15 protein-coding genes are annotated in these 12777 nt (G+C 69.2%); 3 read left to right on the top strand and 12 right to left on the bottom strand.

Annotated features, from left to right (window positions below):
- Positions 1-68: 68 nt before the first annotated feature.
- From WS57_RS13210 to WS57_RS13255, 10 genes are all read right to left on the bottom strand, one after another.
- The gene (locus WS57_RS13210) at positions 69-1073 is read right to left on the bottom strand and encodes an ABC transporter substrate-binding protein (RefSeq protein ID WP_009690375.1); all 1005 of its coding nucleotides are present in this window, start codon (positions 1071-1073) and stop codon (positions 69-71) included.
- A 173-nt stretch (positions 1074-1246) separates the two neighbouring features.
- Entirely contained in the window at positions 1247-2029 is a 783-nt protein-coding gene (gene fliR, locus WS57_RS13215; protein WP_009690376.1) for a flagellar biosynthetic protein FliR, read from the bottom strand.
- Between the two features lie 29 nt (positions 2030-2058).
- Positions 2059-2331 carry a flagellar biosynthesis protein FliQ gene (gene fliQ, locus WS57_RS13220; RefSeq protein ID WP_006401718.1) on the bottom strand — a complete coding sequence of 91 codons (273 nt, stop codon included), beginning with the start codon at positions 2329-2331 and terminating at the stop codon, positions 2059-2061.
- Between the two features lie 16 nt (positions 2332-2347).
- Positions 2348-3109 carry a flagellar type III secretion system pore protein FliP gene (gene fliP / locus WS57_RS13225; RefSeq protein ID WP_059516040.1) on the bottom strand — a complete coding sequence of 254 codons (762 nt, stop codon included), beginning with the start codon at positions 3107-3109 and terminating at the stop codon, positions 2348-2350.
- 42 nt (positions 3110-3151) lie between these two features.
- A complete protein-coding gene (gene fliO, locus WS57_RS13230) occupies positions 3152-3736 on the bottom strand; it encodes a flagellar biosynthetic protein FliO (RefSeq protein WP_069244397.1) in 585 nt (194 codons plus the stop codon).
- Positions 3733-4206, bottom strand: coding sequence for a flagellar motor switch protein FliN (fliN, locus tag WS57_RS13235; RefSeq protein ID WP_040128621.1), 474 nt, complete (start codon positions 4204-4206; stop codon positions 3733-3735). The genes fliO and fliN overlap by 4 nt, the downstream gene beginning before the upstream one ends.
- The gene (fliM, locus tag WS57_RS13240) at positions 4199-5197 is read right to left on the bottom strand and encodes a flagellar motor switch protein FliM (RefSeq protein ID WP_040128623.1); all 999 of its coding nucleotides are present in this window, start codon (positions 5195-5197) and stop codon (positions 4199-4201) included. The genes fliN and fliM overlap by 8 nt, the downstream gene beginning before the upstream one ends.
- A 22-nt stretch (positions 5198-5219) precedes the next feature.
- Entirely contained in the window at positions 5220-5756 is a 537-nt protein-coding gene (gene fliL, locus WS57_RS13245; RefSeq protein ID WP_052102266.1) for a flagellar basal body-associated protein FliL, read from the bottom strand.
- A 201-nt stretch (positions 5757-5957) separates the two neighbouring features.
- On the bottom strand, positions 5958-6680 hold the full coding sequence (locus WS57_RS13250; protein WP_069244398.1) for an LrgB family protein: 723 nt from the start codon (positions 6678-6680) through the stop codon (positions 5958-5960).
- 34 nt (positions 6681-6714) lie between these two features.
- On the bottom strand, positions 6715-7173 hold the full coding sequence (locus WS57_RS13255) for a CidA/LrgA family protein (RefSeq protein WP_009691941.1): 459 nt from the start codon (positions 7171-7173) through the stop codon (positions 6715-6717).
- A gap of 138 nt (positions 7174-7311) precedes the next feature.
- Between WS57_RS13255 and WS57_RS13260 the strand changes: the two genes are divergently transcribed.
- Positions 7312-8238, top strand: coding sequence for a LysR family transcriptional regulator (locus WS57_RS13260; RefSeq protein ID WP_040128625.1), 927 nt, complete (start codon positions 7312-7314; stop codon positions 8236-8238).
- 39 nt (positions 8239-8277) lie between these two features.
- On the opposite strand, the gene WS57_RS13265 is transcribed toward WS57_RS13260, so the two are convergent.
- Both WS57_RS13265 and WS57_RS13270 read right to left on the bottom strand, forming a co-directional pair.
- Positions 8278-9840: a DHA2 family efflux MFS transporter permease subunit gene (locus tag WS57_RS13265; RefSeq protein WP_059516043.1), complete on the bottom strand. Its 1563-nt coding sequence runs from the start codon at positions 9838-9840 to the stop codon at positions 8278-8280.
- Positions 9841-10013: 173 nt separating this feature from the next.
- Positions 10014-10505 carry a MarR family winged helix-turn-helix transcriptional regulator gene (locus WS57_RS13270; RefSeq protein WP_009690068.1) on the bottom strand — a complete coding sequence of 164 codons (492 nt, stop codon included), beginning with the start codon at positions 10503-10505 and terminating at the stop codon, positions 10014-10016.
- Between the two features lie 174 nt (positions 10506-10679).
- Here WS57_RS13270 and WS57_RS13275 point away from each other — a divergent pair, with 174 nt between their 5' ends.
- Together WS57_RS13275 and WS57_RS13280 are read left to right on the top strand one after the other, a co-directional pair.
- Positions 10680-10961 (top strand): multidrug ABC transporter ATPase, encoded by a 282-nt coding sequence (locus WS57_RS13275; RefSeq protein ID WP_081056770.1) that lies wholly within the window; start codon positions 10680-10682, stop codon positions 10959-10961.
- A gap of 239 nt (positions 10962-11200) precedes the next feature.
- Positions 11201-12763 (top strand): efflux transporter outer membrane subunit, encoded by a 1563-nt coding sequence (locus tag WS57_RS13280; RefSeq protein ID WP_059516047.1) that lies wholly within the window; start codon positions 11201-11203, stop codon positions 12761-12763.
- Positions 12764-12777 lie beyond the last annotated feature (14 nt).

Genomic DNA, 12777 nt, shown 5'->3' on the forward strand with positions numbered 1-12777 from the left:
CGGGCCGGTCAGCCGGACCGGGACGGGACGCGCGACGCGGCGGGATCGCCGCCGCCGGCGCGTGATGCTTATTTCGCGTTCACGAAATCGTTCGTGTAGGTGCGGGCGAGGTCGATGTGCTTGCCCTTCACCGACGGGTTGAACGCCGAAAGCACCTTCAGCACCGTCGCCGGGCCGTCGGCCGGCATCTTGCCGTCGGCGGTGTACATCGGCAGCGACGCCTTCAGCGCCGACACGTACAGCGCCTTGTCCTTCTGGTAGTCGGCCGGCATCTTCGCGGCGATCTCGTCGGCGCTGTGCGTGTGGATGAACTGCATCGTCTTCGCGAACGCGTGCGCGAGCCTGGTCGCCTGCTGCTTGTGCGAATCGGCCCATGCCGACTGCACGTACAGGCTCGCGGCCGGGTAGGTGCCGCCGAGCGCGGCGCGCGTGCCTTCCACGGTGCGCATGTCGACCAGCACCTTCGCGTCGCCCATCTTCTCGAGCGCGGACACGGTCGGCTCGGTCGTCATCCCCGCGTCGATGCGGCCCTGCTTGATCGCGGCGATGAAGCTCGCGTCGGCGCCGACCGGCAGCATCGTGTACTGCGTCGACGGCACGCCGTGCTGCAGCGCGAGGTACTGCGTGAGGAAGCTGGTCGACGAGCCGAGGCCCGTCACGCCGAGCGTCTTGCCCTTCGAGTCGGCCATCGACTTGAAGGTCGGCGCAGCCTTCGTCGACACCATCTCGACTTCGCCCGGCACCTGGCCGAACACCGCGATCGCCTTCACGTCCTTGCCCTTGCTCTGCAGGTCGATCGTGTGGTCGTAGAAGCCGACCACGCCCTGCACGGCGCCCGCCAGCAGTTCGTTCTCCGCGTCGACGCCGGCCGGCTGCGACAGCAGCTCGACGTCGAGCCCTTCGGCCTTGAAGTAGCCGAGTTCCTGCGTCAGGCGGGCGGGCAGATAGATCAGCTTCGCGATCCCGCCGACCATGATCGTGATCTTGCCGCCGTCGTCGGCGAGGGCGGGGTGCGCGGCGAGCGCGCAGCTCAGGCTGGCTGCAACGGCGAGGGTGCGCAGAATGGGTCGCATCGGGTCGTCTCCGTTCGTTGTATTCGTGTGGCGCGATGCTTGCTGCATCGTCGCGACGAGTATAGGGACGCGAAACCTTCCGCAACCTTTCGCGGGGGGGTGAATCCTTTAGGGGTTTTCCAGCAATCGGGGGCCGGAGCGCGCACGGGCCGCCCGGCAAGCTGCGCGGGCGCCTAGCGCCACCCGACCAACACCCGCCCCATCTCGTCCAGCCCCATGTCGAACAAGCGCGACACGAACGGCACCAGGTTCGGCACCATCAGCTGCACGAGCAACAGCCCGACCAGCATCGTCACCGGGAAGCCGATCTGGAACACGCCGATCTGCGGCGCGGCGCGGTTCAGAATCCCGAGCGCCAGGTTCGCGATCAAGAGCGCCGCGACGACCGGCAGCGCGAGCAGCAGCCCCATCCCGAACACGGTCGCGCCGAACGCGGCAAGCGTGCGCCAGCCGGGCGCGTGCAGCAGCGCGGCCGACACCGGCAGCGACTGGAACGACGCGGCGAGCGCCGCGAACACCTGCAGGTGGCCGTCGACGGCGAGGAACGCGAGCATCGCGACCGCGTTCAGGAAACGGCCCATCACCGGCGTCGCGCCGCTCGAATGCGGATCGAAGAAGGTCGCGAAGCCGAGCCCCATCGACAGCCCGATGAAGTCGCCGGCCGCCTCGACGGCCGCGAACACGAGCTGCATCGTGAAGCCCATCGCCGCGCCGATCAGGAACTGCGTGACGACGATCCAGATCCCTTCCGCGGAAAACACCGTGACGGGCGGCATCGCGCCGAGCGTCGGCGCGACGATCAGCGCCATGAACGCCGCGACGCCGATCTTCACGCGCACGGGCACGGACGGGTGGCCGACTACCGGCGCCGTCGCGACGAGCGCGAGCATCCGCACGAACGGCCACAGGAAGGCCGTCAGCCAGCCGTTGAGCTGCGCGTAGGTAACCGAGAACATGGCGGAAGCAGCAAGGTCGAACGCGCCGCTCAGCCCGCGCCGAGCGTCGCGACGTGCAGCAGCGTCTGCCGCAGGTAGTCGAGCATCGTCGTCAGCATCCACGGGCCGGCGATCACCAGCGTCGCGGCGACCGCGAGCAGCTTCGGGATGAACGACAGCGTCGCTTCGTTGATCTGCGTCGCGGCCTGGAACAGGCTCACGACGAGGCCGACCGCGAGCGCGACCAGCAGCAGCGGGGCGGCGAGCAGCAGGCCGACCATCATCGCCTGGTGCGCGAGCGTCATCACTTGTTCGGGCGTCATCGCGGGCCTCCGTCGCTTACGTGAAACTCTGCGCGAGCGAGCCGATCAGCAGCTGCCAGCCGTCGACCAGCACGAACAGCATCAGCTTGAACGGCAGCGACACGGTGGACGGCGACACCATCATCATCCCCATCGACATCAGCACGCTCGCGACGACCATGTCGATGATCAGGAACGGGATGAAGATCGTGAAGCCGATCTGGAAGCCCGTCTTCAGCTCGCTCGTGACGAACGCGGGCACCAGCAGCGACAGCGGCACGTCCTCGGGGCCCTGCATCGGCGCGGCCTTCGAGATCTTCGCGAACAGCGCGAGATCGGTCTCGCGGGTCTGCTTCAGCATGAAGCCCTTGAACGGCGCGAGCCCGCGCTGCACGGCCTGCTCCATCGGCACGCTGCCGTCGGAGAACGGCTTGTAGCCGTCGGTGTATGCGCGGTCGAGCACCGGCGACATCACGAAGAAGGTGAGGAACAGCGCGAGGCCGACGAGCACCTGGTTCGGCGGCGTCGTCGCGGTGCCGAGCGCCTGGCGCAGCAGCGACAGCACGATGATGATGCGCGTGAAGCTCGTCATCATCAGCACCATCGCCGGCAGGAACGACAGCATCGTGAGCAGCAGCATCGTCTGCACGCTCAGCGAATACGTGGTGCCGCCGTGCGGGCCCGGGCTCGCGTTGAACGCGGGCAGGCCGGCCGCCTGCGCGCACGCCAGCGCAGGGGCGAGGCCGAGGATCAGCGCGGGCGCGAAGCGCGCCGCGCGGCGCAGGAAAGCGTGGTTCATCGGGTTACGGCAGAAAGAGGGAAGGGCGACGGCGCGCGCATGTCAGCGCTCCTTGCCGCGCCCGAGGCGCTTCGCGGCTTCGCCGGCGAGCGCGTCGCGAAAGCGCGCGCCGAACGACGCGCCGTTGACGGACAGCTCGCCGCTGCCGGACGCAGCGCGTCCGGACGGCGCGACGCCGGCGGGGGCGTCCACCGGCGCGGCCGCCGCGGAACCGGCCGGCAGCGTATGCAGCAGCCGCACGTTACCGGGCGCGACGCCGAGCACGAGCCATGTATCGCCGATCTCGACGATCGTCGCGCTTTCCTTCGCGCCGACCGCGACGCTCGACACGAGCTTCAGCGGGCCGCCGCGTCGCGCGGGCTGGAAGCCGAAGCGGCGCGCGAGCCACGCGCAGCCGAACACGAGGCCGATCACGACCGCGAGCCCGACGAGCGTCTGCAGCACCGCGCCGACGCCGAGCGACGGCGCGGCCGAACCGACCACCACGCCCGAGGCGATCGCGCCGGCGTGATTGACCGCGTTCATGTCGGCGGCGACGGCCGGCGCAGCGGCAAGCGACGCGACGACGGCGGCCGACGCCGCCGCGCACGCGGCGCGCACACCGCGGCCGGACCACGCCGGTTTCATCGGTTCAGCTTCCGGATGCGTTCGGCCGGCGTGATGATGTCGGTCAGCCGGATCCCGAACTTGTCGTTGACGACCACCACTTCGCCCTGCGCGATCAGGCAGCCGTTGACGAGCACGTCCATCGGCTCGCCGGCCAGGCCGTCGAGCTCGACGACCGAGCCCTGCGCGAGCTGCAGCAGGTTGCGGATCGCGATCTTCGTGCGGCCGAGCTCCACGGTCATCTTGACCGGGATGTCGAGAATCATCTCGATGTCGTTGTGCGTCGAACTCGCCGCGGCCTTCGACAGCGGCTGGAACACGCCGGCGCCGGTCGCGCCCGGCTGCACCGGCTGCTGGTTCTGCTCGGCGAGCGCGGCGGCCCAGTCGTCCATCGGATCGGCCTCGGCCGCCGGTGCGGCCGCGGAGTCCGCCAGCGCCGCGTCGGCGAGCGCCTGCGGGTCGAGTTCGGGCGTCGGGTTCAGCTCACTCATATCCACCTTCCTTCATCGTGTCGCTCGCGCTGATCATCTTCTGCACGCGCAACGCATATTGACCATTGAAAATCCCGTAGCCGCATTCCATCACCGGCACGCCGTCGACCTTCGCGGTGATCGTGTCGGCGATCTCGAGCGGCAGCACGTCGCCCGCGCGCAGGTTCAGGATCTTCTCGAAGGTCGTCGGGATCTCGGCGAGATCCGCGCTCAGCTCGACCTCGGCGGCCTGTACCTGCTGCGACAGCACGCGCACCCAGCGGCGGTCGACTTCGAGCGCCTCGCCCTGGATCGGCGAGCTCAGCACGTCGCGGATCGGCTCGATCATCGAGTACGGCATGCAGATGTGCAGCGTGCCGCCGGTCGGCCCGAATTCGATCGAGAACTGCGTGACGATCACGATCTCGTTCGGCGTCGCGACGTTCGCGAACTGCGTGTGCATCTCCGAGCGCACGAACTCGAACTGCAGCGGCCGCACGCTCTTCCATGCGGTCGTGTAGTGCTCGAACACGAGGTTCAGCAGCCGGCCGATGATGCGCTGCTCGGTGGCCGTGAAGTCGCGGCCCTCGACGCGCGTGTGAAAGCGCCCGTCGCCGCCGAACAGGTTGTCGACCACGAAGAACACGAGGTTCGGGTCGAACACGAACAGCGACGTGCCGCGCAGCGGCTTCACGTGCACCAGGTTCAGGTTGGTCGGGATCGGCAGGTTGCGCGTGAACTCGCTGTACTTCAGCACCTTCACCTGGCTGACGGAGATTTCCGCCGTGCGCCGCATGAAGTTGAAGATGCCGATCCGCAGCAGCCGCGCGAAGCGGTCGTTGATGATCTCGAGGCCGGGCATCCGGCCGCGGACGATCCGCTCCTGCGTCGCGATGTTGTACGGGCGTACGCCCGACGTGTCGCGCTCTTCGTCGACCGAGTCGGTTTCGCCCGTGACGCCCTTGAGGAGTGCATCGACCTCCTCCTGGGACATGAATTCTTCGTGGCCCATGCGCGCTCCTTTCGCGGCCGCGTTACTGGACGACGAACTCGGTAAACAGCACGTCGTCGACCTTCGCGCGCTGATTGCCCGGCTGCGTCGGCTGCTCGATCAGGTCGCGCAGCTGCTGCGCGAGCGCGTGCTTGCCGTCCGGCGTCGCGATCTCCTCGGGGTGCTTGTTCGACAGCGCGAGCAGGATCCGGCTGCGGATTTCCGGCATGCGCGCGGTCAGCTGCTCCTGCGCCTTCGGGTCGGTCAGCTTCAGCGACAGGCCGACGCGCAGGTAGTGCTGGACGCCGTCGTCCGACTGCAGGTTCACGGTCAGCGGATCGAGCGGGAAGAACACCGGCGCGGCCAGCGGCGGCGGCTCGGCCGGCGCGCCCGCATGGGACGCGCCCTGCTTGTTCAGGAACACGTACATGCCGGCCGCGGCGGCCGCGGCCGCGCCCAGCGCGATGACGGCGATCAGGGCGATGCGCTTGAACTTGCCGGACGATGCCGGCTTGTCGGCGGGCGGATTTGCGGTCGTGGAGGCCATGTGAATGCGTGCGTGATGTCTCGTAGCATGCATTGTTCGGCATCCGGGCCGCGCCCGATGGGCGGAAAAGAGGGGGGATTTGCGGCTATCTCAGCCGATTGTCGGGCGGCTGAAGGGGCGATGCAGGGAGACGGGGACGGATGCGCGGCACGCCGAAGCGCCGCGCGACGGCGCGGCCGGCAGGGTGATCGCGGCGGCTGCGCGGCTGGCCCAGCCGGCACGCCGCACGCCGGGTCAGATCGGCAGCAGCGTCAGCAGCGGCGCGATCAGCACCATCGCGACGCCCGCGATCATCATCGTCAGGCTCGACACGACGCCTTCCTCGCTGCCGATCTCGCGCGCCTTCGCGGTGCCCACGCCATGCGCGGCTGCGCCGAACAGCGCGCCGCGCGCGAGCCGCGTGCGCATCGGCACGAGCGCCAGCACGAGTTCGCCGAGCAGCATCCCGCAGATCCCGGTCGCGATCACGAACAGCGCGGTGAGATCCCTCGGCGCATGGATCTTGTCGGACACGGCGAGCGCGAACGGCGTCGACACCGAGCGCGTCATCAGCGAGCGCTGCAGCTCCGGCGACAGGTGCAGCAGCTTCGCGAGCAGCAGCGACCCGCACACGCCCGCGCCGATCCCGACCGCGACGCCGACCGACAGCGACAGCCAGTGTCGGCGGATCAGCTCGCGATACTCGTAGATCGGCACCGCGAACGCGATCGTCGCGGGGCCGAGCAGCCACATCAGCCAGCGCGTGTCGCGGAAGTAGACCGAATACGGGATGCCGGTCAGCAACACCAGCAGCACCAGCACGCCCGGCACGAACACGAGCGGCGAGAACAGCAGCGTCTTGCGGTACGCGTAGAGGCGCTTCGACGCGAAGTACAGCACGACCGTCAGCACGAAGCAGCCGAAGGAAATCGCGGCGTTCGCCTGGTCGGCGAACAGGTTCGACAGCGCGGCAAGCATGAAAGGCTCCGGTGCGATTCGGGGAGGGCGGCGCTCAGGCGCGCGCGCGGCGGCGTTCGGCGTACACGCGCTGCACGGCGAGCCGGCGTTCGAGCTTCGCCGCGAGATCGACCGCGACGGCCACCGCGACCATCACGAACGCGGTGCCGGCGAGCATCACCAGCGCGATGCGCCAGCCGTCCTCGCGGAACAGCCCGCCGTACTGGACGGCCGCGACGGCCGCCGGCACGAAGAACAGCAGCATGTCGGACAGCAGCCAGTTCGCGCCGTCCTTGACCCACGCGGGCGCGACGCGGCCCGAGAACAGCAGCACGAGGAGCACCGCGAGGCCGATCACGCCGGACGGGATCGGCAGCCCGAGCTGCCGCACGGCCCAGTCGACCGCCATCCAGAGCGCGCCGAGCGCGGCGGCCTGCAGCGCAATGCGCGCGGTACGCGCGACCCCGGTCGGGACGGCGGCGCGGGCGGCGGCAATGGCGATCGGCTTGTTCATGGCGAGGCTCCATACAGATATTTCTTCAATGGCGCAAGTATAGGTTTCCCCCATCCATAAATAAAATGACTTGTCTCTATCCTTGTCATTCCAATTCGGAATTTTTGTAAGTCGCTGCACCAATCTGGGGAGTCGTCGATGGAATTGCGCGCGCTGCGGTACTTCGTCGAGGTGGTTCGTCAGCAGAGCTTCACTGCGGCGGCCGACCGGCTGTTCGTCACGCAGCCGACCATCAGCAAGATGGTGAAGGCGCTCGAGGACGAGGTCGGCTCGCCGCTGCTGCTGCGCGACGGACGGCAGATGGTGCTCACCGACGCCGGGCGGATCGTGTTCCAGCGCGGCCAGGACGTGCTCGCCGCGCAGGCGCAGCTGCAGTCGGAGCTGAACGATCTCGGCACGCTCGGGCGCGGCGAGCTGACGATCGGCATTCCGCCGCTCGGCGGGTCGCTGTTTACGCCGATCATCGCCGCGTACAAGCAGCGCTATCCGAACATCGAGCTGAAGCTGTTCGAGCAGGGCGCACGGATGATCGAGGCCGCGCTGACCTCGGGCGAGCTGGAACTGGGCGGGCTGCTGGAGCCGGTCGATCCCGGCACCTTCGAGCGGCTGCCGATGGTGCGCGCGCCGCTGTGGCTGGTCGCGCCGCGCGAGTCGCGCTGGGAGGACCACGCGGCCGTGCCGCTTGCCGATCTCGCGCGCGAGTCGTTCGTGTTCTACGCGGAAAGCCTCGCGCTGCACGACGCGGTGCTCGACGCGTGCCGGCAGGCCGGCTTCACGCCGTCGATCGTGAGCCGCAGCGGGCACTGGGACTTCATGGCCGCGCTCGTGCATGCGGGCGTCGGCATCGCGCTGCTGCCCGAGCCGTACTGCCGGCGGCTCGATGCGGGGCAGTTCACCTGCCGGCCGATCGTCGAGCCGGAGATCACGTGGGCGATCGCGCTCGGCTGGCTGAAGAAGGGCTATCTGTCGCACGCGGCGCGCGCGTGGCTCGAGGTCGCACGCGCGACGCTGCCGGTCGCGCCCGGCGACGATCTCGCGTTCGGCGGCCTGCGGGCGAGGGAGTAGCGGCGGGCGCGGACGCGAAGGCCGTCCGCGCGCCCGCGCTCAATGCCCCATCGCCGGCCCTGCGCCCTTCTTCGGCTTGGTGATCCAGACGAGCGCCGCGAGCGCGACGAACACGACCGCCGACAGGTGGAAGAAGTCGTTGGTCGCCATCATGAAGCCCTGCTGCGTGACGAGCTGGTTGAGCTGCGCGTTGGCCGTCTGTCCGAGGATGCCGAGCTGCGCGAGCGCGCCCTGGTAGTCGGTCGTGTTCTGCGCGTAGACGCTCACCGACTCCGACAGCCGCGCATGGTGGTAGATCGCGTCGTTTTCCCAGAAGGTCGAGCTGACCGCCGTGCCGATCGCGCCCGACAGCGTGCGCAGGAAGTTCGACAGCCCCGACGCGCTCGCGAGCCGCTCGTCGGGAATGCTCGACAGCGTGATCGTCGTCATCGGCACGAAGAAGCACGCGACGCCGATGCCCTGCACGAGCCGCGGCAGGATCACGTGGTTGAACGGCACGTCGAGCGTAAACGTCGCGTTCCACAGCGACACGCCCGCAAACACGACGAACGCGAAGCTCGCGACCATCCGCAGGTCGAGCCGGTGCATGTTGCGGCCGATCAGCGGCGACAGCACCAGCGCGAGCAGGCCGACCGGCGCGGTCGCGAGGCCGGCCTTGCCGGCCGTGTAGCCCATCACGGTCTGCAGCCACAGCGGGAAGATCACGACCGAGCCGAAAAACGCCATGAAGCCGAACGAGATGATCAGCGCGCCGAGCGCGAAGTTGCGATCCTTGAACAGCGACAGGTCGACCACCGGCTCCTTCTCGGTCGCCTCCCACACCAGCATGAACGCGAGCGACACGACCGCGATCAGCGCGAGCGCGACGATGAACGACGAGTTGAACCAGTCGCGGTCCTTGCCGAGGTCGAGCATCATCTGCAGGCACGACACACCGATCACCAGCAGCGCGAGGCCGATCGCGTCGATCCGCTGCTTCGTCGTCTTCGTCTCGCGGCCGCGCAACAGGAAGAACGCGCAGGTCGCCGAGAAGATGCCGATCGGCAGGTTGATATAGAAGATCCACGGCCACGTGTAGTTGTCGCTGATCCAGCCGCCGAGCAGCGGGCCGAAGATCGGCGCGACGATCACCGTCATCGCCCATAGCCCCAGCGCGAGCCCGCGCTTGGCGGGCGGGTAGCTGCGCATCAGGATCGTCTGCGACAGCGGCACCATCGGCCCCGACACGAGGCCCTGCAGCAGCCGGAACGCGATCAGCGTCTCGAAATTGGACGCGAGGCCGCACAGCGCGGACGCGATCGTGAACGCGAGCACCGACAGCGTGAACAGCCGCACCTCGCCGACCCGCCGCGCGAGCCAGCCGGTCAGCGGCACCGCGATCGCCGATGCGACCGAGTACGACGAGATCACCCACGTGCCTTCGCTGGTCGCGACGCCGAGGCTGCCGGAGATGGTCGGCACCGCGACGTTCGCGATCGACGTATCGAGCACTTCCATGAAGGTGCCGAGCGCAAGCCCGACGGTGAGCAGCGCGAGCGCGCCGCCGGTCAGCGGCGCGGGTTCGGCGGCGGGGGAGGCGGCGGATGCCGTGGTGGCGGACATCGGATTCTCCTAGGCGCGGCGCGCGCGACGCGCCGACGCAAGACACCGGCCCGCGGTGCTGCGCGGCCCGGGCGGATGGAACAGGACAGGGATCGAATCGAGCACGTGACGCGTCATCTTCTGCCCAGACAGATAAATAAGCGAATGCTTAACCTAGACATCGCGCCTCCGCGTCAGTCGTCCGCTTCGTCGGGACGCGGACAGCCGTCGGCCAGACCGGGCCCGTTGCCGATGAAGCGCTGCAGCAGGCTCGTCAGCGTCGCGAGCTCGTCCGCCGAGAAGCCGGCAAGCTGCGCGTTCAGCGCGGTCGCGATCAGCGACGGCAGCGCCGCGGCGGCTTCCGCGCCGCGCGCGGTCAGCGTCAGCTCGATCATCCGGCGGTCCTGCTCGCTGCGCGAGCGCGCGACCAGCCCCTTGCGTTCGAGACGGTCGAGCATTCGCGTCATCGAGCCGCTGTCGTACGACATCTTGCGCGACAGCTCGAACGGCGTGCGCGCATGACCGCGCGACAGCAGCAGGATCACGCCGATCTGCTGCGCGGTGAGATCGAACGGCGCGAGCGCACGGTCCATCCGCTCGACGAGCACCTGCCTGGCCTTCGTCAGGTAGTAGCCGAGGCTCGTTTCCAGCGCGATGTTGTCGGGATCGTAGAGGCCGCCGGTCATTCGATTGCGCACGACGCAACAGTGCGTTTCAGGTCAAAACGCGCCCAGTATCTTGAAAAATGATTGCTTAGTCAATATTATTTCAGGCAACCAGTTACGACGTGCATGCTGCACTGCCGGAGACTATGTTCTGACCGATTCGCCCGCGCTGCCGGGCACCCGAGGATGTTCGCGATGCTGTTCCTGAAAAATGCCGCCGGCGCGCTGCGCCGCAACCTGACCGATACCGCTCATCATGTGTTCTCCGGGCCGCACCGCGGCTGGAAGATCGCGCTGTACGTGACGATGCTGGTGGTGCCGGGCGGCTCGCTCGCCGCGCTCGGGATCGCGTGGTTCGATCATCGCCGGCAGCGCAACGCGAAAGGCGCGGCGCGCCGCGGCACGACCCGGCCGGGCGCGACGGAACCGTCGTCATGGCGTGCGGCCGCCGAGCCGGTGCCCGCACGCTGCCACTGACGCGGCGCGGCCGGGCCGCGTCGTTTTCCCCTTTCCTGTCCGCCTCACCGGCTGCGTCGCCGCGCAAGCGATCCGTAATGCCCGGTAAACCGGCCTGACGCGCCGGTAACACATTCCGCTCGCCGCGCACCGTACCCTAACGGGTGCGCAGCCCTTCCGCCGTCAGTTACCATTTGTCCGCCAGCGGCAACGACCGCATCGCGCAGCGCCGCCCGCTGCGCCCAGACAGGAAAATCACGATGCCGTACGCCTCACTCCCGCGCGCCGTTCGCCCGCTGAGCGCCGCCGTCGCCGTTGCGACGGCCGTGCTGCTCGCCGGCTGCGCCGTCGGCCCCGACTATCATCGTCCCGACACGTCGATTCCCGCCGCCTTCAAGGAAGCGCCCGCCGGCTGGAAAGTCGCGCAGCCGGCCGACCGCGCCGATCGCGGCCCGTGGTGGACGGTCTACAACGATCCGCAGCTGAACGCGCTCATCGACAAGCTCAACGCGTCGAACCAGACCATCGCGCAATCGGCGGCCGCGTACCGGCAGGCGCGCGCGCTCGTCACCGAGGCGCGCGCCGCGTATTTCCCGACCGTCGGGCTGAGCGCGTCGGGTTCGCGCTCGCGCACGCCGCGGGCGTCTTCTTCGTCGTCGTCGACCTTCGGCGGCTCGTCGAGCACGATCGGCAACAGCTACAGCGTCGGCCTCGATGCGAGCTGGGAGCCCGATCTGTGGGGCAAGGTGAGCCGCACCGTCAGCGCGCAGCGCGCCGGCGAAGCGGCCGCCGCCGCCGATCTCGCGAACGCGCGGCTGTCGCAGCAGGCGCTGCTCGCGCAGACCTACTTCCAGCTGCGCACCTCCGACGCGCTGCAAAAGCTGCTCGACGATACCGTGCAGTCGTACCAGCAGTCGCTGAAGCTCACCGAAAACCAGTACGCGCAGGGCGTCGCCGCGCGCGTGGACGTGATCCAGGCGCAGACCCAGCTGCAGAGCGCGCAGGCGGCGTCGATCGACAACGGCGTCGCGCGCGCGCAGTACGAGCATGCGATCGCGACGCTGATCGGCGAACCGGCGTCGACCTTCTCGCTGCCGCCGATGCCGCTCGCGGCCGAACCGCCGGTCACGCCGGTCGACGTGCCGTCCGCGCTGCTCGAGCGCCGTCCCGACATCGCCGCGGCCGAGCGCCGCGCGGCGGCCGCGAACGAGCAGATCGGCGTCGCGATCTCGGCGTTCTTCCCGACGCTCACGCTGTCGGCGAGCGGCGGCTTCGAGAGCTCGGTGTGGTCGCAGCTGTTCACGCTGCCCGCGCGGTTCTGGACGGTCGGCCCGCAGCTCGCGGCGACGCTGTTCGACGCGGGCCTGCGCGCCGCGCAGACCGAGGCCGCGCGCGCGACCTACGACCAGGACGTGGCCGCGTATCGGCTGTCGGTGCTGAGCGCGTTCCAGGACGTCGAGGACAATCTCGCGTCGCAGCGCATCCTCGCGCAGGAAATCGACGTGCAGCGGCAGGCCGTCGAAAACGCCCAGCATTCGCTCGCGATCGTCACGAACCAGTACAAGGCCGGCACCGTCGCCTACCTGAACGTGCTGACCGCGCAGGCCACCGCCTTCACCGCGCAGCAGAAGCTCGCGTCGATCGCGGGCCAGCGGATGGTGTCGTCGGTCGGTCTCGTGAAGGCGCTCGGCGGCGGCTGGAGCGCGTCGGACATGGCGCGCGAAACCGGCGAGATGGCCGCGCCCGCGCCGTTGCCGGCCTCCGCCGCGGCAGCGCCGGCCGCGGCCGCAGCCTCGGGCGCCGGCGCGCTCGCACAGCAGTAAGCGAAGCGCGCGGC

Source organism: Burkholderia pseudomultivorans (assembly GCF_001718415.1).
In the GTDB taxonomy this organism is placed as follows: domain Bacteria; phylum Pseudomonadota; class Gammaproteobacteria; order Burkholderiales; family Burkholderiaceae; genus Burkholderia; species Burkholderia pseudomultivorans_A.

Bases quoted from the DNA above. Each gene is read 5' to 3' on its own strand.
- WS57_RS13210 (WP_009690375.1), bottom strand. From the start codon at position 1,073: ATGCGACCCATTCTGCGCACCCTCGCCGTTGCAGCCAGCCTGAGCTGC.
- fliR (WP_009690376.1), bottom strand. From the start codon at position 2,029: ATGTTCTCGGTTACCTACGCGCAGCTCAACGGCTGGCTGACGGCCTTC.
- fliQ (WP_006401718.1), bottom strand. From the start codon at position 2,331: ATGACGCCCGAACAAGTGATGACGCTCGCGCACCAGGCGATGATGGTC.
- fliP (WP_059516040.1), bottom strand. From the start codon at position 3,109: ATGAACCACGCTTTCCTGCGCCGCGCGGCGCGCTTCGCGCCCGCGCTG.
- fliO (WP_069244397.1), bottom strand. From the start codon at position 3,736: ATGAAACCGGCGTGGTCCGGCCGCGGTGTGCGCGCCGCGTGCGCGGCG.
- fliN (WP_040128621.1), bottom strand. From the start codon at position 4,206: ATGAGTGAGCTGAACCCGACGCCCGAACTCGACCCGCAGGCGCTCGCC.
- fliM (WP_040128623.1), bottom strand. From the start codon at position 5,197: ATGGGCCACGAAGAATTCATGTCCCAGGAGGAGGTCGATGCACTCCTC.
- fliL (WP_052102266.1), bottom strand. From the start codon at position 5,756: ATGCATGCTACGAGACATCACGCACGCATTCACATGGCCTCCACGACC.
- WS57_RS13250 (WP_069244398.1), bottom strand. From the start codon at position 6,680: ATGCTTGCCGCGCTGTCGAACCTGTTCGCCGACCAGGCGAACGCCGCG.
- WS57_RS13255 (WP_009691941.1), bottom strand. From the start codon at position 7,173: ATGAACAAGCCGATCGCCATTGCCGCCGCCCGCGCCGCCGTCCCGACC.
- WS57_RS13260 (WP_040128625.1), top strand. From the start codon at position 7,312: ATGGAATTGCGCGCGCTGCGGTACTTCGTCGAGGTGGTTCGTCAGCAG.
- WS57_RS13265 (WP_059516043.1), bottom strand. From the start codon at position 9,840: ATGTCCGCCACCACGGCATCCGCCGCCTCCCCCGCCGCCGAACCCGCG.
- WS57_RS13270 (WP_009690068.1), bottom strand. From the start codon at position 10,505: ATGACCGGCGGCCTCTACGATCCCGACAACATCGCGCTGGAAACGAGC.
- WS57_RS13275 (WP_081056770.1), top strand. From the start codon at position 10,680: ATGCTGTTCCTGAAAAATGCCGCCGGCGCGCTGCGCCGCAACCTGACC.
- WS57_RS13280 (WP_059516047.1), top strand. From the start codon at position 11,201: ATGCCGTACGCCTCACTCCCGCGCGCCGTTCGCCCGCTGAGCGCCGCC.